The 19,126-nt window shown below is 65.2% G+C and carries 16 protein-coding genes and 1 tRNA gene; 6 read left to right on the top strand and 11 right to left on the bottom strand.

Going from position 1 to position 19,126, the window contains the following annotated elements; translation table 11 throughout:
• Positions 1-9 precede the first annotated feature (9 nt).
• The 8 genes from prmC to argS all read right to left on the bottom strand — a co-directional run bounded on the left by prmC (position 10) and on the right by argS (position 11,130).
• On the bottom strand, positions 10-876 hold the full coding sequence (prmC, locus tag AU175_RS17310; RefSeq protein ID WP_066292484.1) for a peptide chain release factor N(5)-glutamine methyltransferase: 867 nt from the start codon (positions 874-876) through the stop codon (positions 10-12).
• A gap of 12 nt (positions 877-888) precedes the next feature.
• Complete coding sequence (prfA, locus tag AU175_RS17315) at positions 889-1,962, bottom strand: peptide chain release factor 1 (protein WP_066292486.1); 1,074 nt, start codon at positions 1,960-1,962, stop codon at positions 889-891.
• A 183-nt stretch (positions 1,963-2,145) separates the two neighbouring features.
• Positions 2,146-4,320 (bottom strand): transcription termination factor Rho, encoded by a 2,175-nt coding sequence (rho, locus tag AU175_RS17320; protein WP_066292491.1) that lies wholly within the window; start codon positions 4,318-4,320, stop codon positions 2,146-2,148.
• 298 nt (positions 4,321-4,618) lie between these two features.
• Positions 4,619-5,593, bottom strand: a complete 975-nt coding sequence (gene thrB, locus AU175_RS17325; RefSeq protein ID WP_066292495.1) for a homoserine kinase — start codon at positions 5,591-5,593, stop codon at positions 4,619-4,621.
• A gap of 2 nt (positions 5,594-5,595) precedes the next feature.
• Complete coding sequence (thrC, locus tag AU175_RS17330) at positions 5,596-6,702, bottom strand: threonine synthase (protein WP_066292497.1); 1,107 nt, start codon at positions 6,700-6,702, stop codon at positions 5,596-5,598.
• Positions 6,703-8,019: a homoserine dehydrogenase gene (locus tag AU175_RS17335; RefSeq protein ID WP_066292500.1), complete on the bottom strand. Its 1,317-nt coding sequence runs from the start codon at positions 8,017-8,019 to the stop codon at positions 6,703-6,705.
• Positions 8,012-9,475, bottom strand: a complete 1,464-nt coding sequence (lysA, locus tag AU175_RS17340; protein WP_066294389.1) for a diaminopimelate decarboxylase — start codon at positions 9,473-9,475, stop codon at positions 8,012-8,014. The genes AU175_RS17335 and lysA overlap by 8 nt, the downstream gene beginning before the upstream one ends.
• Positions 9,476-9,480: 5 nt before the next feature.
• Entirely contained in the window at positions 9,481-11,130 is a 1,650-nt protein-coding gene (argS, locus tag AU175_RS17345; protein WP_066292502.1) for an arginine--tRNA ligase, read from the bottom strand.
• A 181-nt stretch (positions 11,131-11,311) separates the two neighbouring features.
• Between argS and AU175_RS17350 the strand changes: the two genes are divergently transcribed.
• The 4 genes from AU175_RS17350 to AU175_RS17365 all read left to right on the top strand — a co-directional run bounded on the left by AU175_RS17350 (position 11,312) and on the right by AU175_RS17365 (position 14,372).
• Complete coding sequence (locus tag AU175_RS17350; protein ID WP_066292504.1) at positions 11,312-11,788, top strand: FMN-binding protein; 477 nt, start codon at positions 11,312-11,314, stop codon at positions 11,786-11,788.
• Between the two features lie 3 nt (positions 11,789-11,791).
• Complete coding sequence (locus AU175_RS17355; RefSeq protein ID WP_066292507.1) at positions 11,792-12,664, top strand: FAD:protein FMN transferase; 873 nt, start codon at positions 11,792-11,794, stop codon at positions 12,662-12,664.
• The gene (locus AU175_RS17360) at positions 12,661-14,220 is read left to right on the top strand and encodes a ferredoxin--NADP reductase (RefSeq protein WP_066292509.1); all 1,560 of its coding nucleotides are present in this window, start codon (positions 12,661-12,663) and stop codon (positions 14,218-14,220) included. The genes AU175_RS17355 and AU175_RS17360 overlap by 4 nt, the downstream gene beginning before the upstream one ends.
• A gap of 79 nt (positions 14,221-14,299) precedes the next feature.
• A tRNA-Arg gene (locus AU175_RS17365) sits at positions 14,300-14,372 on the top strand.
• 281 nt (positions 14,373-14,653) lie between these two features.
• On the opposite strand, the gene AU175_RS22055 is transcribed toward AU175_RS17365, so the two are convergent.
• Together AU175_RS22055 and AU175_RS21485 are read right to left on the bottom strand one after the other, a co-directional pair.
• Positions 14,654-15,256 carry a PKD domain-containing protein gene (locus tag AU175_RS22055; protein ID WP_231938640.1) on the bottom strand — a complete coding sequence of 201 codons (603 nt, stop codon included), beginning with the start codon at positions 15,254-15,256 and terminating at the stop codon, positions 14,654-14,656.
• Positions 15,257-15,601: 345 nt separating this feature from the next.
• Positions 15,602-16,174, bottom strand: coding sequence for a DUF6318 family protein (locus AU175_RS21485; RefSeq protein WP_197497168.1), 573 nt, complete (start codon positions 16,172-16,174; stop codon positions 15,602-15,604).
• 463 nt (positions 16,175-16,637) lie between these two features.
• Between AU175_RS21485 and AU175_RS17380 the strand changes: the two genes are divergently transcribed.
• On the top strand, positions 16,638-17,696 hold the full coding sequence (locus AU175_RS17380) for a M4 family metallopeptidase (RefSeq protein ID WP_066292518.1): 1,059 nt from the start codon (positions 16,638-16,640) through the stop codon (positions 17,694-17,696).
• A 60-nt stretch (positions 17,697-17,756) separates the two neighbouring features.
• A complete protein-coding gene (locus AU175_RS17385; RefSeq protein ID WP_066294392.1) occupies positions 17,757-18,080 on the top strand; it encodes a protealysin inhibitor emfourin in 324 nt (107 codons plus the stop codon).
• Between the two features lie 14 nt (positions 18,081-18,094).
• Here the strand turns inward: AU175_RS17385 and AU175_RS17390 are convergent, their stop codons facing one another.
• Complete coding sequence (locus AU175_RS17390; RefSeq protein WP_066292520.1) at positions 18,095-19,063, bottom strand: GlxA family transcriptional regulator; 969 nt, start codon at positions 19,061-19,063, stop codon at positions 18,095-18,097.
• Between the last annotated feature and the right edge of the window lie 63 nt (positions 19,064-19,126).

A 19,126-nucleotide genomic window follows, 5' to 3' on the forward strand; every position in this document is an offset into this window, starting at 1 on the left:
ATTCTTTCATCACTCGCGGTGCGGCCCGGACAGCACGGCACTGGTTGCGCGTTCCTTACCGTTGAGGTCCAGGTGTGTGCTGATTCCGCTCCACACGCCGGACCGCGACAACATCGTCTTGATCCAGCCGGCCTGGACCTCTGCATGTTCCATCACGAAGTAGCCGCCGGGAACCAGCAGCCGGGCAGCGGAGGCTGCCGCCGCCGTCGGGAGTTCCATGCCGTCCGCTCCCCCGCCGTACAAGGCTTCCGGCGGATCGTGGAGCGCAACCTCCGGTTCGTTGGGGATGGCTTCTGCCGGGATGTAGGGCGGATTCGAAATGACGACGTCGAAGGTTCCGTTGAGTTCGGGCAGCGCGTCCCGCAGGTCTCCCAGGACGAGTTCCACTCCGAGGGGCGACAGGTTCTTCGCGGCCCATGCGTGCGCGAAGGGACTGTACTCCACGGCATGCACCTCCGCGCCGGGAACCTCGTGGGCAATGGAACCGGCGATCGCCCCGGAGCCGGTGCCCAAATCCACAATCCGCGGGTGTTCCATGCCTTTGACGTAGTCAATGACCAACTGGACCACGGACTCAGTTTCGGGCCGCGGGACAAACACGCCAGGCCCGACGGCGAGTTCCAAATAACGGAAGTGCGCAACTCCGGTGATGTGCTGCAGCGGGATCCGTTGCGCCCGTTCGGCCACCAAGTCGTCGTAGCCCACCGGTGCCGGAGATTCCCCCAGCATCATGGCCCGGAGCCGGCCGAGGCCTACTCCGAGCAGGTGGTCGGCGAGCAGTTCCGCGTCCACGCGGGGGCTGGGGACGCCGGCTTGCTTCAGGATGGCCGTCGCCTCCCTGACGGCCGCCGCGAGGGTCCGCTCCGTACCAGGCATGTCAACAGGCGGCTATTCGCCGATGGCGTCCAGGCGTGCCTGTTCGTCCATCTCGATGGCGGACTGGATCACGGGCTCAAGGTCGCCGTTCATGACCTGGTCCAGGTTGTACGCCTTGTAGCCGGTGCGGTGGTCCGCGATCCTGTTTTCCGGGTAGTTGTAAGTGCGGATGCGCTCAGAGCGGTCCATGGTGCGGATCTGAGACTTGCGCTGGGCCGAGTTCTCGGCGTCGATCTGCTCCTGCTGGTGCGCCAGGATGCGGGCCCGGAGGACACGCATGCCTGCTTCGCGGTTCTGCAGCTGCGACTTTTCGTTCTGCATCGCCACGACGATCCCCGTGGGAAGGTGGGTGATGCGGACGGCGGAGTCGGTGGTGTTCACGGACTGCCCACCAGGCCCCGAGGACCGGTAGACATCGATCTTGAGGTCGTTCTGGTTGATCTCGAGCTCTTCCGGCTCGTCAACTTCCGGCAGGACAAGGACACCGGCAGCCGAGGTGTGGATACGGCCCTGCGATTCCGTAACGGGCACACGCTGAACGCGGTGCACACCCCCCTCGAACTTGAGCCGGGCATAAACACCTTCGGCGGGATCGTTGGAGTTGCCTTTGACGGCCATCTGGACGTCTTTGTACCCGCCCAGGTCAGATTCGGTGGCGGAGATGAGTTCGGTCTTCCAGCCGCGCGATTCCGCGTACCGGGTGTACATCCGCAGCAGGTCGCCGGCGAACAGCGCTGCCTCGTCGCCGCCTTCACCGCCCTTGACTTCAAGGATCACGTTGCGGGCATCGTCAGGGTCACGGGGAATCAGCAGCCGGCGGAGTTTGGCCGACGCCGCCTCCATGGCGGCCTCCAGTTCAGGCACCTCAGCGGCGAACTCCGGATCTTCGGCAGCCATCTCCTTGGCCGCGGCAAGATCATCCTGCAGGCCTTCCCACTTGTGGTAGGCCTCCACAATGCCGTTCAGCTGGGCAGACCGCCGCCCCAGCTTCCGGGCCAGCCGCTGGTCAGCATAAACAGCAGGATCACCAAGCTGCGCCTGGATAGCATCATGCTCATCAAGCAGGCCCTGTACGGACTCAAACATTTCAAAACCTCTTTCGACTCTTACAAGTCTAGTAACGCGAAACGGTGGCTTAACGACGAACCGCTCAAAATATGCCGGCCGGGGAGTGGCTTCGGGCCTGCCGGAGCCGGGTGGCTTGGGATCGTAGATCGCAAGCCACCCGGCGTAGGGGCGGGGCCGGCATATTTTGAGCGGTGAGCTCAGCTACTTGTCGTTATCCGACTTCGCACCAAGCGTCGTCTTCTGGACCTGCATAAGGAACTCGACGTTGCTCTGGGTCTCCCGGATCTTGTTGGTCAGCAGCTCAAGGCTCTGCTGCGTTTCAAGTCCGGAGAGGACGCGGCGCAGCTTCCACATGATCTTGACTTCCTCGGGAGAAAGCAGGTTCTCCTCGCGGCGTGTGCCGGACGCGTTGACGTCCACGGCCGGGAAGATTCGCTTGTCCGCGAGCTGACGGGACAGGCGGAGCTCCATGTTGCCTGTGCCCTTGAACTCTTCGAAGATGACCTCGTCCATCTTGGAACCGGTCTCCACGAGGGCGGTTGCCAGGATGGTCAGCGAGCCGCCATTTTCGATGTTGCGGGCTGCACCGAAGAACCGCTTCGGCGGGTACAGCGCGGCGGAGTCCACACCACCGGACAGGATGCGGCCGGAGGCCGGTGCTGCCAGGTTGTAGGCGCGGCCCAGGCGGGTCATGGAGTCAAGGAGGACCACCACGTCCATGCCCATTTCCACGAGGCGCTTGGCGCGTTCGATGGAGAGTTCGGCCACGGTGGTGTGGTCGTCGGCGGGACGGTCGAAGGTGGAGGCAATGACCTCGCCCTTGACGGTGCGCTGCATGTCCGTGACTTCTTCGGGGCGTTCGTCAACGAGCACCATCATGAGGTGGACCTCAGGATTGTTGGTGGTGATGGCGTTGGCGATGGACTGCAGGATGAGCGTCTTGCCGGCCTTCGGCGGGGAGACGATCAGGCCGCGCTGGCCCTTGCCGATCGGGGCAACCAGGTCGATGACGCGGGGCCCGATCTTCTTGGGGTCCGTCTCCAGGCGCAGGCGCTCGGAGGGGTACAGCGGTACCAGCTTGGCGAACTCGACGCGGTCCTTGAGTTCTTCGGAGGTCTTGCCATTGACTGACGTCACGCGGACCAGGGCGTTGAACTTCTGGCGGGCGGACTGCTGGCTGCGGTCTTCGCCGTCACGCGGAGCGCGGATGGCGCCAACTACGGCGTCGCCCTTGCGCAGGTTGTACTTCTTGACCTGGGCCAGGGAGACGTATACGTCGTTCGGGCCCGGGAGGTAACCGGAGGTGCGGATGAACGCGTAGTTCTCCAGGACGTCCAGGATGCCGGCAACGGGCAGCAGGACGTCGTCCTCGGTGACCTCGACGTCGTCGACGTCCGGTCCCTGCGCGCGTCCCCGACGGCGGTCGTTCCGGTCGCGGAAACGGTCGTTGCGGGAGTTGTCCCGGCTGTCCTGGCCGCCTGAGCGGTCATTGCGGTCGTTCCGGTCCCGGCGGTTGCGGCGGTTCCGGCGGCTTCCGCCGTCTGCCTCGTCGCTGTCGCGGGTGTCGTCACGGCGGGTGCCTTCACGCTGGCCGGCCTCGCGGCTGCCTGCGTTGTCGCGGCCGCCGTCGGTTGTCTCCCGAACGGCCGTGTCGCGGGCGCCGCGGGTACGTCCGCCTTCACGGCGGTCCGATCGCTGGCCGTCGCCGGACTCCGCACCCTGGGCGTCGGTGCGCTGGGTTTCGGTGCGCGGGGTTTCGGTGCGCTGGGCCTCCGCGCGCGGGGCTTCTGCCTGGCGCTGTTCGGCGGCCGGCTGTTCTGCCGGAGCTTCAGCGGCCTCGGCAGCCTGCGGGGCACTGGCCGCTGCTTCACCGCGGCGGCGGTTGCGGGTGCGCGGCTGGCGGCGTTCGCCGGTGCCTTCCGCTGACTCGCCGGATTCGGCGGGCTGGGCCACCGGAGCTTCAGCCGGGCTGGCGGCCGGGGCCTCGGTTGCTGTCGCGGCGGGGGCGGCAACCACTCCATCGCTGACGGCGCGACGGCTGCGTCCACGCCCACGGGCACGGGTTCCCTCTGCGGCCGGAGCCTCAGCAGTCTCAGCAGCGGCAGGCGCGGCAGCAACGGGGCTTTCAGTCGCCTTTTCGGCAGCCTTGGCCGGTGCCTTGGTGGCGGGAGTGCCTGCGCGATGGGCCGAAATGGCCGATACAAGGTCCCCCTTGCGCATGCGGGATCCGCCGGAAATACCCAGCTGGCTGGCGAGAGCCTGCAGCTGGGCGAGCTTCAGGCCGGCAAGGCCGCTGCTCTTGGCGGGTGCGGCCGGTGATTCGGCAGCAGAAGATGATAGTTCCACAGCTGGTGACAGCTCAGTGGTTTCGGTCACGAAGGATCCTTCCCCCTCGACGGCGTCCAGACTGGGAGCTGGACGCGATGATTTGATCTGGGCTGCAGTTCAGATCTGTAGCCGGATTGTTCGGCCTTGCCGGTTGGATTTCGGCCAGCAGGGCCGGATACTGATCACCTCACGCTCCGATTAATGGCGGAACGCTGGACTGACGGTTCAGGGGCAGACACTTCATGCTGCAGATTCCTGCGACAGACCAAGCAGGTGGCACCGGAAAATATTGCGCAGTAGGAGATCAAATAACAACTGAATGCAGCTGCAGATCAGATAGGCGGAATTACCGCCGGTGCAAGTCCACCTTAGCACCTTCGACGTCCACTGCGAGCTTCAGCACGCGCCAGGCGATGTCCGGCGTGTTTGACGCCGTAAAGGCTTCGATGAAGTCCAGGACCACGGCGGCGTCCGCCTCGCCGGCGGCCAGCACCAGGACCGTGGGACCGGCGCCCGAGACGACGGCCGCGTGTCCTGCCTTCCGCAGCGCACTGATCAGCGCCGCGCTGGGCCGCATGGCCTCCGCGCGATAGCTCTGGTGCAGGAAGTCCTCGGTGCCTGCGAGCAGGAACTCGGGCTTTTGCGTCAGCGCATGGATGAGCAGCGCGGCGCGGCCGGAGTTCATGGCCGCGGCGTGGTGGCCAACCGACGCCGGCAGCAGCGCACGGGCGGCTTCCGTGGACAGCTCGAAGTCAGGCACCGCAACAATCGGGATCACCGACTCCAGCACGGTGGCACACGTGCTGCTGTACTGGTCACTGTCCTGCCAGGACAGCGCCAGTCCGCCGAAAATGGCTGGTGCGACGTTGTCCGGGTGGCCTTCCAGTTCACTGGTGAGCTGGAGGATCCAGTCCCGCCCCCGCTGCCCGGCGTCCGGCACCATGGCATTGGCCGCGGAGACTGCAGCCACTACAGCCGAAGCCGATGAACCCAGGCCCCGGCCGTGCGGGTTGACGTTTTTCGCGGTGATCTTCAGGCCGCCATGGCGGTAACCCAGCCGTTCGAAGGCGGCTTCCATGGCCCGGACCACCAGGTGACTGGCATCCCGCGGCAGCGTTTCAGCCCCTTCGCCGCTGAGCTCGAAAAGCAGTTCATCGGTTTCCAGGCTCTCCACGGTCAGGGTGTCGTGCAACGTCAGGGCCAGGCCCAGGCTGTCATATCCCGGGCCGAGGTTGGCGCTGGTGGCCGGGACCCGGACGGTGACGCGCTGTCCGGCCTCGATGACAGGCAGGCCAACAGTGGTGGGAGAGGTGGTTTCCACGGCTACTTTTCTTCCAGTCCCAATTCGGCCGCGACGGTCACAACATCGTTGGAGACCTTGACCGGCTGTACGTCACTGCCGTCTTCCGTGCGGAGTGCCCACTGGGGATCCTTAAGGCCGTGGCCGGTGACGGTGATGACGATCGTTTTACCTGTTGGGACGTCACCGGCGGCGTGCTTCTTGAGCAGGCCCGCCACTCCGGCGGCGGAGCCCGGCTCCACAAAAACGCCTTCGCGGGCGGACAGCCAGCGGTGGGCGTCCAGGATCTCTTCGTCCGTCACGGCGTCGATGAAGCCACCGGACTCGTCACGGGCAGCGATGGCACCGTCCCAGGATGCGGGGTTCCCGATCCGGATGGCGGTGGCAATGGTGTCCGGCTCAGTGATGGGATGCCCCGCCACGAACGGTGCGGCACCGGCGGCCTGGAAGCCCCACATCTGCGGCGTCTTGGTGGACACGGCGGGAAGCGTGCCTGCCGTTGCGGACTCGAAGGGCGCGGAGTATTCCTTATAGCCCTTCCAGTACGCCGTGATGTTGCCGGCGTTGCCGACGGGCAGGACATGGATGTCCGGGGCGTCGCCCAGGGCGTCAACAACCTCGAAGGCGCCGGTCTTCTGGCCCTGGATGCGGGCCGGGTTGACGGAGTTGACCAGGAAAACCGGGTAGGACTCCCCCAGCTTCCGCGCGATGTCCAGGCAGTTGTCGAAGTTGCCGTCCACCTGCAGCAGCGTTGCGCCGTGCGCGATCGCCTGGCTCAGCTTGCCCATGGAGATCTTGCCTTCGGGTACCAGGACGGCGCACTTCAGGCCTGCCGCCGTTGCATACGCCGCGGCAGAGGCGGAGGTGTTGCCCGTGGAGGCACACACCACGGCCTGGGCCCCGGACTCGACGGCGGCCGTCATGGCCATGGTCATGCCGCGGTCCTTGAACGAACCGGTGGGGTTCATCCCCTCAACCTTCAGGTACACGGTGGAACCCGTCAGTTCGGACAGCTTCTGGGCGTGAACCAGCGGGGTGCCGCCCTCGCCCAGGCTGATCACCCGGGTGGATTCCGTCACGGGCAGACGGTCAGCGTATTCGCGGATGACACCGCGCCATTGGTGAGCCACTTAGACTCCTTCTACCCGCAGAACGGATGTAACTGAATTGATGACGTCCAGGCCCTTCACGGCCTCGACGGTGGCTGCGAGGGCAGCCTCTGATGCGCGGTGGGTGACGATCCGCAGTTCGGCGGACTCCACCTTGGACGCAGCGTCCGTGTGGATGGTCTGGCGCATGATCTCGATGGACACGCCGTGCTCCGCGAAGAGCTGGGCGATCCTGGCCAGTACGCCGGGCTGGTCGGCGACGTCCAGGCCGATGTAGTAGCTGGTGACGGCAGAGTCGATCGGCAGGGCCGGAACGTGGCCGGTAGTGGTCTCGGTGCGGCCGGGACCACCGAGGACCAGGCGGCGGGCTGCCGAGACGAGGTCACCCAGCACGGCAGACGCGGTCGGGGTGCCGCCGGCACCCTGGCCGTAGAACATCAGCTCGCCGGCGTTTTCCGCTTCGATGAAGACGGCGTTGAAAGCGCCGCGGACGGCAGCCAGCGGGTGCTCGCGGGGAAGCAGCGTCGGGTGCACCCGGACGGAGACTCCCTCGCCGCCGTCGGCATCTGTCAGCTTTTCGGCAATGGCGAGCAGCTTGATGACGAATCCAGCGTCCTTGGCGGCCGCGATGTCGGCGGCGCTGACGGACGTGATGCCCTCACAGTGGACGTTTTCCAGCGCAAACCGGGTGTGGAACGATAGGGAGGCGAGGATCGCGGCCTTCGCTGCGGCGTCGTGGCCTTCGACGTCTGCGGTGGGGTCAGCCTCCGCGTAGCCGAGCCGCTGGGCTTCGGCGAGGGCGTCCGCGAACTGGGCGCCGGTGGAGTCCATCTGGTCCAGGATGAAGTTGGTGGTGCCGTTGACGATGCCAAGGACCCGGGTGATGCGGTCGCCGGCGAGGCTGTCGCGGATGGGTCGCAGGATGGGGATGGCTCCGGCTACGGCGGCTTCGTAAGAGAGCTGCAAGCCTGCCTTGTCTGCTTCTTCGTACAGCGTGGGGCCGTCCTGGGCAAGCAGTGCCTTGTTGCCGGTGACCACGCAGGCGCCATTGCGGAGCGCCGAGAGGATCAGCGTGCGGGCAGGTTCGATGCCGCCCATCAGCTCGATCACCAGGTCGGCGTCCTTGACCAGGGTCTCGGCGTCGGTGGTGAACAGCTCCTGCGGGAGTTCAACGTCCCGCTTGGAATTCACGTTGCGTACGGCGATGCCGTTGAGCTGCAGGTGTGCACCGGTACGGGCGGCAAGGGCGTCGGCGTCCTCAATGAGAATCCGCGCAACCTGGGCCCCAACGTTGCCACAGCCCAGCAGGGCCACTTTCAGGGTTCGCAATTCAGTCATTCGGCACTCCCATGTCGCGGTTAAGCAGATCTTCTTCGGTTTCCCCGCGGACAATCAGCCGGGCATATCCGTCGCGCACCGCGACAACGCCCGGCCGGGCCAGATAGTTGTAGTTGCTTGACAGGGCCCAGCAGTAGGCGCCGGTACCCGGTACAGCAAGCAGATCACCGGCTGCCACGTCCTCGGGCAGATATACATCTCTAACAACTATGTCGCCGCTCTCGCAATGTTTGCCCACTACGCGGGACAGCTGCGGGGACGCCGTGGAGGTGCGGGAGGCGAGAATCGCCGAATAATCGGCGTCATAGAGCACCGGGCGGGCGTTATCGCTCATCCCGCCGTCCACTGACACATAGCGGCGCGGATACGTAACGTTCTCCTGCCCTTCCGCGTCAACCCGGACCGTTTTCAGCGTGCCCACCTCGTACAGCGTGAACGTGGTGCTGCCCACGATGGCGCGGCCCGGCTCAATGGAGATCCGGGGGGACGTGATGCCCAGTTCAGCGCAGGTGGAACGCACGACGGCGGCCATCGCCGTCGCGATGTCGGCTGCGGGGCGGGGGGTGTCAACGGGTGTGTAGGCAATACCGTAGCCGCCGCCAAGGTCCAGCTCAGGCAGTTCAATGGAGTACTTCCGTTGCACGGCTGCGAGGAACCGCAGCAGCTTTTCGGCAGCCAGTGCGAAGCCGTCAGGCTCGAAGATCTGCGACCCGATGTGGCAGTGCAGGCCCAGCAGTTCGATGCCGGGATGCGCGGAGGCTGCCGCCACCGCCTCCTCGGCCGCGGAGAGGCCTTCCTTGTCGGTGGAGTCCCCGGCCATGGACAGGCCGAACTTCTGGTCCTCGTGGGCCGTGGCGATGAACTCGTGCGTGTGTGCGTGGACCCCTGGGGTGAGCCGGAGCATGACCTTGGCCTGCTGACCGCGGGCGTGCGCGATGGTGCCAACGCGGACCAGTTCGTCGAGGCTGTCCACCACGATGCGTCCCAGTCCCATATCCAGCGCCCGGTTGATTTCGGCGTCGGACTTGTTGTTGCCGTGCAGCGCCACCCGCTCACCGGGAATGCCGGCGCGCGCGGCTACTGCCAGTTCACCGCCGGAGGCGGTGTCCAGGCGCAGGCCCTCTTCCTCTACCCACTTGACAACGGCGGTGCAGAGGAAGGACTTGCCGGCATAGTAGACGTCCACTCCCCCGCAGATGTCCTGGAAGGCTGCGTCGAAGGCGTCCTTGAAGGCGCGCGCCCTGGCACGGAAGTCGGCTTCGTCCATCACAAAAAGCGGCGTTCCGAACTGTTCCTTCAGGGCTGCGACGTCGAGGCCGCCCACCGTGAGGACGCCGTCGTCGTTCCGCTGCACGCTGCCTGCCCACATGGGCTCGTGGAGGGCGTTCAGGTCCGCCGGCACCGTCAGCCAGTCGGGAGCAAGCGGGGACGCTGCATTTCCGGTCTGCACTGGCATGGGAATCACATCCGTTCCGGCGCGGAAACGCCAAGGAGGTCAAGGCCGTTGGCCAGCACCTGGCTGGTGGCGTCATTGAGCCACAGCCGGGTGCGGTTGACGTCGGTAACCGGCTCGTCGCCCATGGGAGCGATCCGGCAGGCGTCGTACCAGCGGTGGTAGGCGCCGGCAATCACTTCCAGGTGGCGGGCCACACGGTGCGGCTCACGCAGCTCCGCCGCCTTGGCCACGATGGAGGGGTAGCTGCCCAGGTAGGAAAGCAGCTCATTTTCCGTGGCGTGGTCCAGCAGGGAAGCGTTGAACGCGCTCCGATCCACGCCTGCAGCCACGGCGTTGCGGGCCGCGCCGCGGGTGCGCGCGTGGGCGTACTGGACGTAGAAGACCGGGTTTTCGTTGCTGTGCTTCTTCAGCAGGTCCGGGTCCAGGGTGAGCGGTGAATCCGCCGGGAAGCGGGCCAGGGAATACCGCACGGCGTCCTTGCCCAGCCAGTCGATGAGGTCTTTGAGCTCGATGATGTTGCCGGCACGCTTGGACAGCTTGGCCCCGTTGACGGAGACCAGCTGGCCGATCAGCACCTCGATGTTCCGGTCCGGGTCATCTCCTGCGCAGGCCGCGATGGCCTTCAGGCGGTTGATGTAGCCGTGGTGGTCAGCGCCGAGGAGGTAGATCTTTTCGGTGAAGCCGCGGTCCTTCTTGGAGAGGTAGTAAGCGGCATCGGCGGCGAAGTAGGTGGGCTCACCGTTGGCCCGGATCATCACACGGTCCTTGTCGTCCCCGAAGTCGGTGGTCCGCAGCCAGACGGCACCGCCGTCGTCGAACACGTGGCCCTGTTCGCGGAGGCGGGCAACGGCGCTTTGGATCGCGCCGGCGTCGTGCAGTTCCTGCTCGGAGAAGAACACGTCAAACTCGACGCCGAAGTCCGCCAGGGTGGACTTGATGTCCTTCATCTGGGCTTTGTAGGCGGCGGCGCGGATGACGGGGAGGGCAGCGACCTCGGTGAGCTCGCGGATATCAGGGTGCTCGGTAAGTACCTCATGGCCGAGGTCGGCGATGTACTGGCCGGGGTAGCCGCCGTCGGGCACAGGGAGGCCGTGGAGCCGGTTGTAGACGGAGTGGGCGAACACGTTCATCTGTGTGCCGGCGTCGTTGATGTAGTACTCGGCGGTGACCTCGGCTCCGGAAGCGCGCAGCACGCGGGCGATGGCGTCCCCGAGGGCGGCCCAGCGGGTGTGTCCGATGTGCAGCGGTCCGGTGGGGTTGGCGGAGACGAATTCCATGTTCACGGTGTGGCCTGCGAGCGCGGAGTTGGTGCCGTATGTCCGCCCGGCTTCCACGATGGCTTTGGCCAGGGCGCCGGCCGCGGCGGCATCCACCGTGATGTTCAGGAAGCCTGGACCGGCGATGTCCACGGCCGAGACGCCGTTGATGGATTTCAGCCGGGCGCTGAGGATCGTGGCGAGTTCGCGCGGGTTCGTCCCGGCCTGCTTGGCGAGCTGAAGGGCGATGTTGGTGGCCCAGTCGCCGTGTTCCCGGTTCTTCGGTCGCTCCACGCGCACCACATCAGGGACAGCTGATGCGGAAAGCGCAATTTCGCCAGCGGCGACGGCGTCTTTCAGGCAGGCGGATATGGCGAGGGAGAGTTCTTCGGGAGTCACCCCTCTAGCCTACCGGCGGCCGCCACGTGGACGAATTTGAGCGTTGAGGGGCGCCCTGGCTATGTCCGGCCGCCGTGGTCTTCAGACACAGCGGCGCACGGACGAATCACAGGCTGAACCATTACGCTGAATCCGACGTTGAGAACACAGTAAGCACCCAGCCCACGAAACGAGACCCTTCATGAGACCGTCAGTCCGCAAGAGTGTTTTCGCCGGCATCGCCGGCCTTTCCCTCGCAGGAACGGTGGCCGGCTGTGCGCCGTCCGCCACGCAGGGCACGCCGGCAACCACCGGGGGCACCTCACCCGAAGCATCCGCTTCCACCCCCTCGAGCACGTCGTCCTCGCTCGCCAGCAGCGGTTCCGTCTACAAGGACGGTACGTACAGCGCCGACGGCACGTACGTTTCCCCGAACGGCACCGAAACTGTCGGCGTGGAACTGACCCTCGCTTCGGGCAATGTCACAGCAGTCAACATCACGCAGCATCCTTCCAACCCAAACACCCGGAAATTCCAGGGCGAGTTTGCCGGCGGGATTGCAGATCAAATCGTGGGAAAGAGCATCGACGAACTGAACGTCTCCAAGGTGGCGGGGTCCTCGCTCACCAGCGGCGGCTTCAACCAGGCAGTGGACAAGATCAAGGCGGAGGCCCAGTAAACCGTGCCGCAGCCGGACTGGGACGGGTTCACCTTCGACGGGATCGGCACCCGCTGGGAAATATCCACGCCCCGGCCCATTAACGGCACCCTCAGCGCGCGGCTGCTGGCCGTTGTCGAGCGGTACGACGGCGACTGGTCCCGGTTCCGGCCCGATTCAACCGTCACTGCCATGACCCGCGCGGCGGGGCGGTACGAACTGCCGGAAGAGGCGGCTGCCCTCGGCAGTCTGTACCGCACCCTGTACGACATCACGGCCGGGGCCATGACGCCGTTGATTGGTGGCAGCCTGGAACAGCTGGGGTACGACGCGTCCTATTCCCTCCGGCCCGCAGGCCCGCCGGTTCCAGCGCCCCGTTGGGAGGATGCCCTGGCCTGGGACGGCAGCGAACTAATAACTTCCGTCCCGCTGGTCCTGGACATCGGAGCCGCGGGGAAAGGGCAGCTCGTGGATCTCCTGGCCGCGGAACTACGTTCACACGGGGAGGACAACTTCCTGATCGATGCCAGCGGGGACCTGCTTCACAGCGGCCCTGACCCTGTGACGGTGGCCATGGAGCATCCGTACGATCCGACCAGGGCCATCGGCACGGTGTCGCTGGCAGGCGGGGCATTGTGCGCATCTGCCTCAAACCGTCGGGTGTGGGGCGACGGCTTGCACCATGTGCTGGAAGGAACCACCGGGCGTCCCGTCAGCACTGCGGTGGCTACATGGACGATGGCGGAAAGCACCATGGTGGCCGACGCCCTTGCAACAGCGCTGTTCTTCGTTCCCGGCGCGGTGCTGGAACGCACCTTTGATTTTTCCTGGCTGACGGTATTTTCTGATGGCAGCGCGGCCTATTCGGCCGGATTTGAAGGGACACTTTTCACATGACCCCCGTTGACGCCCCCAAGGCGGGCGCAGCCGTTTCCCCTGCCGGCCGGCTGGATACCCTGCTGGGCAAGTACACGATGTACCGGCTGATCCTGCTGGTCCTGGCAGCATTGGCCCTGTACAGCCTCCTGCTGAACGTCCTCGGGTGGCTCACGTTCGGCATCCCACAGATGGTGGTCCACCTGGCGCTGTGCCTTGGCCTGACCTATGTGTCTAACCGGGGGCTGGCCGCGCTGTTTCGGGTGCGACCGCATTCCGAATCCTCGCTCATCACCGGCTTGCTCCTTTACTTCCTGTTCTGGCCCACGTTTGTACCCATGGACTTGGCAGGAGTGGCGCTGGCGTGTGTCCTGGCTTCCGCCTCCAAGTACGCGCTCGCGTGGCGTGGCCGGCATATCTTCAACCCGGCCGCGGCCGGGGCATTCATCACCGGGCTGACGGGGATGAACATTGCGACGTGGTGGGCCGCGACCCCGGCCATGTTGTGGCTGCTGGTCCCCGGCATCCTGCTGGTGCTTTACCGAACCCGCAAGTTTCTGATGGCCGCGGTTTTCCTCGTGGTTTCCACCGCGATCATCAGCGCAGAGCTGCTGCAGGCCGGCTTCTCCTTCGGCGGCGCGCTCTGGCAGGCGCTGGCGCAACGCCCCCTCCTGTTTTTTGTGGGCTTCATGCTGACGGAGCCGCTGACGCTTCCACCGCGCCGATGGCAGCAGCTCGCACTGGCCGCGGTGGTGGGGGTGGTGTTTGCGGTGCCGTACAACCTCGGCTTTGTCGCCAACTCCCCGGAGCTGGCCCTGCTGCTGGGTAACCTGCTGGCGTTCCTGGCGGGACAACGGGGCGGGTTGAAACTGCGCTTCACCGGTTCCCGTCCCCTGACGCCGAGCACCACAGAGTTCGCTTTTGAGCCGTCCCGGCCCGTCCGCTTTGTCCCGGGACAGTACATGGAGCTCGATCTTCCGCACGCCAAATCCGACGGCAAGGGGCGGCGCAGGGTGTTCAGCCTGACCAGCGCCCCGGGCTCGGCCTCGGTCAGGTTTGGAGTCCGGACGGCAGAGCCCCTGTCCGCAGCCAAGAAGGTGCTGCTCGCGCTGAAGCCGGGCGATCAGGTGACCGCCACTTCCGTGGGAGGGGACTTCGTCCTGCCGCGGGATCCGGCCACGCCGCTGCTGCTGATAGCGGCCGGGATCGGCATCACGCCCTATCTGGCGCACCTGGCCTCCGGGGCAGCGCAGGACCGGGACGTGGTTCTGCTGCTGCTGGCAAGAAACGCTGAAGAGATTGCCTACGCCGATGAGCTTCGTACGTCGGGAGCGCGGATCATTGCCCGCCTCGCGGACGGTTCCGTCCCGCCGTCGTTCATCACTGGGGCCGGGACTGCTGCGGGCGCCGGCGGGGGTGCCCGACTGGACGGGGCATCACTGCAGGCCCTCGTGCCCGATATCGCGGCACGTACGGTCTACGTCTCCGGATCTCCCGGCAGCGTGGCTTCGCTGCGCCGCGCGGCCAAGAAGGCAGGTGCGCGGCGCGTGCATGTGGACTCGTTTTCCGGGTACTGAGGCGAGTCGTTTTTCCTTGCAGGCCACCTTCCTGCTAAGCTCTAGGACGTCCCGCTGGCAACAGCAGGAACCCTGGATTGCCCTCGTAGCTCAGGGGATAGAGCGTCTGCCTCCGGAGCAGAAGGTCGTAGGTTCGAATCCTATCGAGGGCACAACGAAACCCCTGCCGCTTGGAAAAGCGGTAGGGGTTTTCGCGTTCCCTCGGCCCGAACTGCGCGAACGTACACTTGCGGCCCCTCCCAATCGCGCGAACGTACACTTGCGGCCCTCCCAATCGCGCGAACCTACACTTGCGCCCCTCCCAATCGCGCGAACGTACACTTGCGCCCCTCCCAATCGCGCGAACGTACACTTGTGGCCCTCCCAATCGCGCGAACGAGCACCTCAGGGCCGCTACCTTCGCATGAATGAGCACCTCAGGCCCGCCTCGGCTTTATGGGGCCGACGGGGCTCCAGGGCAGCCCTGGCCTTGCGGATTCTGGTTGCAGTTGTCGGCGTAGTTTCGCGTGATGGACCGCCAGACGCTGACGGTCTGCGGCGCGGCACTGAACTGTCCCTGACCTGGGATGGGCAGCGGCGGACCGTTGTTCACGGAATACGTCCCTTGGAATGACGTGGTGAGCACAACCTGGAAGTCGCCGGTTTCCGCATAGGCGTGGCTGGTCCGGGTCTTCTCGCCCCAGCGCTCCTGCGGAAGGGGTCCGCCCATGGACGGCTGAGGGCCGAGCGCCGTGCCGTCGCCGTAGTTCCAGGTGTACTGGACGGGGGTGGCAACAACGTGCACCCGCTGCCCGAACATGGTGACGTCGAACTGCTGTTCGGAAGCCTCGGCGTAGAAGTTTGTTTCTGCACCGCGCAGGGTGTGCGGGCTTGGCTGGGCCACGACGGTGCCGGCGTTGATCGGCAGACTCTCAAACTGCCTTTGGATGTCGGCAGCGATGCGGGGCAGCAGGTCCTCAGGCTTCGCGTCGTAAAGGCACGTGGGGCCGGAGTGATAGGACCAGACGGGATTCGCAAAGCCTTTGGGGGCCGACAACCAAATAACTGGGATTCCTTCTTCCCTGCCTTCTGGCCCGCTCTTGCAGTCAACTTGGTCCCGCAGGCAGACAGAATTGAAGTCCCCACCGCCAAGGTGACATTGGAGTTCGTACTTGTAGATGTTGGGTTCTGTATTGGGGCTCCCAGGTTCCAACCGCCCATAGTCTTGGGTTTCAGGGTCCCAGGTCCAGCCGCCAATCTCCACAGCATCAGGCTTCCACGCTCCATCGAAATCAGGGTCCTCGCTTTCAGCACCGCGCGCCGGGGACCCAAGGAGGACCGTGAGCAAGATCGCTGCAGCGAAAGATACGGGGTATCCAAAGTATCGAGTCCCGGACACGGGTCAACCAACAATGCTTCCGACTTCGTGAAGTACCCACGAATTGTTCTGGAACGAAACTACGAGCAAATTTCCAGAGTCCGCGGCTTGAGGATCCGTGCGTGCCAATGTTCCGTCTGCTCGGAAGTACGAGAGCGGCTCCTGGTGGACTTGAACGGCCACCTTGTACTTCGCCTCGTTGTCCTTCGAAAAGGTCGTCTCCACCGTTGGAGTCGTCAGTTTGCCACCGGCGAGCCATCTTCCTTCGGAGTGCCACGCCCGGATAGCCTCAGAAGACTTCTGGCAAGGTGCGCAGGTCTTTGGCGCCACGTTCTCGAGGAGCGTCAGGTCGCCAGTCTCGTAGGCGTAGCTCAAAACACTGAAAAAGAAGCTGCCAAAGGCCAGCGCCCCTTCCTTCGTCTCCGTCTTAGCCACATCTGGCAACACCGGAATTGGCACGTTCTGCGCCGGGCCGCTGGCATCTGCAGGCCTGTAGACCGCTGTAGGAGAAGGAGTTGGCGTCGCGCTCGGTGTCGCCGACTCCGTCTTAGACACGGACGGGGACGGGGTGCCGCCGCTGTTGGGATCGCTGCCCATATTGCAGCCAGCTAAGGCCAAAGCGGCAGCCGCACAAGCCGCGAGTGGTGCCAGACGCACGCGCCGGGACGTGAAGAGATTGTGCGATGTCATGGGCAGCTATTCCCCCAATAGTTTCAAGACGCCTCGCTCCGAACAATGCCTTAAGGGTAGCCCAGGTCACATTTCAGCGCCCAGAGTTATCCACAGCCACCCGTCATCGGTTCTACCATCGACTTGTTCAGATATGAAGTCACATACACAGCTGCGCGAACCCATAACAACCCTGCTAACCGGGCGACAGTTACCGCTCAAGAAAGCCCGCCACTTTTCGCTGCGATTCACAGCTCCGGCACTATTTCTCCACGCACCCTCAAGCCAGCGAGGCGAGGGCCACAAGTGTACGTTCGCGCCCGGGGTGTGTTTGCAGGACTTTGTCGGTGGCCCCTCGTAGGCTGTTCCAACCAACTTGAGGGGGTAGGCCATGCATACTTCAGCCACATTCTGTTCCATCATTCCGCCTTACCTGCTGCGCCGGCTGGCCCGCCAGGACGCGCCGCAGTTTTCTGCGGCGGCCCGGGCCGCGAAGGAGGCCCTGAGCCATGTCCGGTCCGTCCAGGAGTCCCGCGCCCAGCCAGCCAGGACTACTCCCCCGGGGCTCCGGCAGGTCCAGCCGGGCCCACCTAACCGAAGCATCTACGACGCCGGCGGCGCCGAGAATCTCCCCGGCAAGCTCGTCCGCAAGGAGGGCGAACCGGCCTCGGGCGACGAAGCGGCGGACGAAGCCTACGACGGACTCGGACACACACACCGCCTGTACGCTGAGGTCTTCGGCCGGAACTCCATTGATGGTGAAGGGCTTCCCCTTGATGCCACAGTCCATTTCGGAAAGCTCTACGACAACGCCTTCTGGGACGGAAGCCAGATGGTTTTCGGCGACGGCGATGGCGAGGTTTTCGAGCGCTTCACCCGGTCACTCAGCGTTATCGGCCATGAGCTCGCCCACGGGGTCACGCAATTCTCGGCGGGTCTGGCTTACCGCAACCAGGCCGGCGCCATCAACGAATCGATGTCGGACGTTTTCGGTGCCTTGGTGGAGCAATACCTAAATCAGGAATCCTTCAAGGAAGCCAGCTGGCTCATCGGCGAAGGCCTCTTCACTGAGCAGGTGGAAGGGTCAGCCTTGCGTTCCATGAAGGCTCCCGGCACCGCGTACGACGACGACGTCCTCGGGAAGGACCCACAGCCGGACTCCATGGATTCGTACGTACGCACGAGCGCGGACAACGGCGGCGTCCACATCAACTCGGGTATTCCCAACCGTGCGTTTTATCTCCTCGCGGAGGCACTGGGAGGCAATGCCTGGGAGTCCCCGGGCCGGATCTGGTACGAGACCCTCACCGGCGGTTCGTTACCCACTACAGCCACCTTCAGTGTGTTCGCGAGGGCGACGGCGGCGTCCGCCGTCGAACTTTTTGGCACCGGTTCCACGGAGCATGACGCCGTGCGGCAGGCGTGGGAAACTGTGAAGGTCAAGCTTTAGTTGAATGCCTTCGCCGCCTTCCACCCAGCGGCCAGGCTGCAGGAAAGCCCGGGACCCGCCATGAAGATCAGCGTGGAGCGCAGCGGCGGCGTCGCCGCCCTCACAAGAGTATGGACAGTGCACGCCCAGACCGAGAGCGCCAAAAGCCAGTGGCAGCCCATTGTCGAAGCGTGCCCGTGGGACGCAGTGCCTAAAACTGTCAGGGCGGCAGCCGCTCAGGCGGCGGGAAACCAGGCTGACCGTTTCATCTATGCCATCCGGGCAGGCCAGCGGCGGGCGGCGTTGCCGGAGCAGGCTGTCACCGGCCCCTGGCGGGTGCTGGTGGACAGTGCCCGGGCAGCCGCCGAGGACAAGCCCGGGCAGCACAGGCCAGCCGCTCCGTAGCGGCGGGTCCCCACTCAGCCAGCAGTCGCCAATTGCCCCCGGAAGGCCCGGCGGTAGGACTGCGGGCTGGTGTCCAGCACCTTGGAGAAGTGGTGCCGGAGCAGCACCGGATGGCCAAATCCCGACTCCCGGGCCACTTCGTCGATGTTGAGGTCCGTGGATTCCAGCAATTCCTGCGCCCGAAGGACGCGCTGGGAGTTGAGCCACGCCGCCGGCGTCGCGCCCGTCTCCGAGCGGAACCGGCGCGCGAAGGTCCTCGGCGACATGTGCACCCGGGAAGCCAGCTCGCCGACGGTGTGCTCGCGGTCAAGATTCTGAACCATCCAGCGCAGCAGTTCCTCCATCGGCGCGGAGCCGCAGGTGGGCATGGGCCGGTCGATGAATTGCGCCTGCCCGCCGTCGCGATGCGGCGGCACCACCATGTCCCGCGCAATCGCGGCGGCCACGTTGGCGCCCAGTTCCACCCGCACCAGGTGGAGGCAGGCGTCGATCCCCGCCGCCGTGCCTGCACTGGAGATGATGTTCCCGTCCTGGACGTAGAGCACGTTCTCATCCACCTGTACGTCCGGGTACCGGCTCGCGAGCTCGGTCGAATAGTGCCAGTGCGTGGTGCAGCGGCGGCCGTTGAGCAGGCCGGCGCGGGCCAGCGCAAAAGCTCCTGAGCAAATGGACATCACCCACGCCCCACGGGCGTCAGCGGCGCGCAGCGCCTCCATCACGGACTCGGGGACGTCTTCGTCCCGCCCGTACGGCGCCATGACCACCAGGTCAGCGTCCGCCGTGGCATCGAGCCCCAGGGGAACGTTCATGGACAGGCCGGATTTGAGCCTGACGTTTCCCGGTTCGGGTGTGCAGACGCGGAAGTCGAAGGCAGGCACGCCACCTCCGCGGGCGGTCCTGTCGATGCCGAAAACCTCGCACGCGGTAGCGAATTCGAAGATGGAGAAGTTGGGAACCACGATGACTGCCACTGATTTGAGCATGAATCCATTGTGGCAGAAATTATAGCTTTTTGGGCATTTCTGCCACTGTTTGTTGAATGCGCA

Source organism: Arthrobacter sp. B6, from assembly GCF_001663775.1.
Taxonomy (GTDB): Bacteria; Actinomycetota; Actinomycetes; order Actinomycetales; family Micrococcaceae; genus Arthrobacter.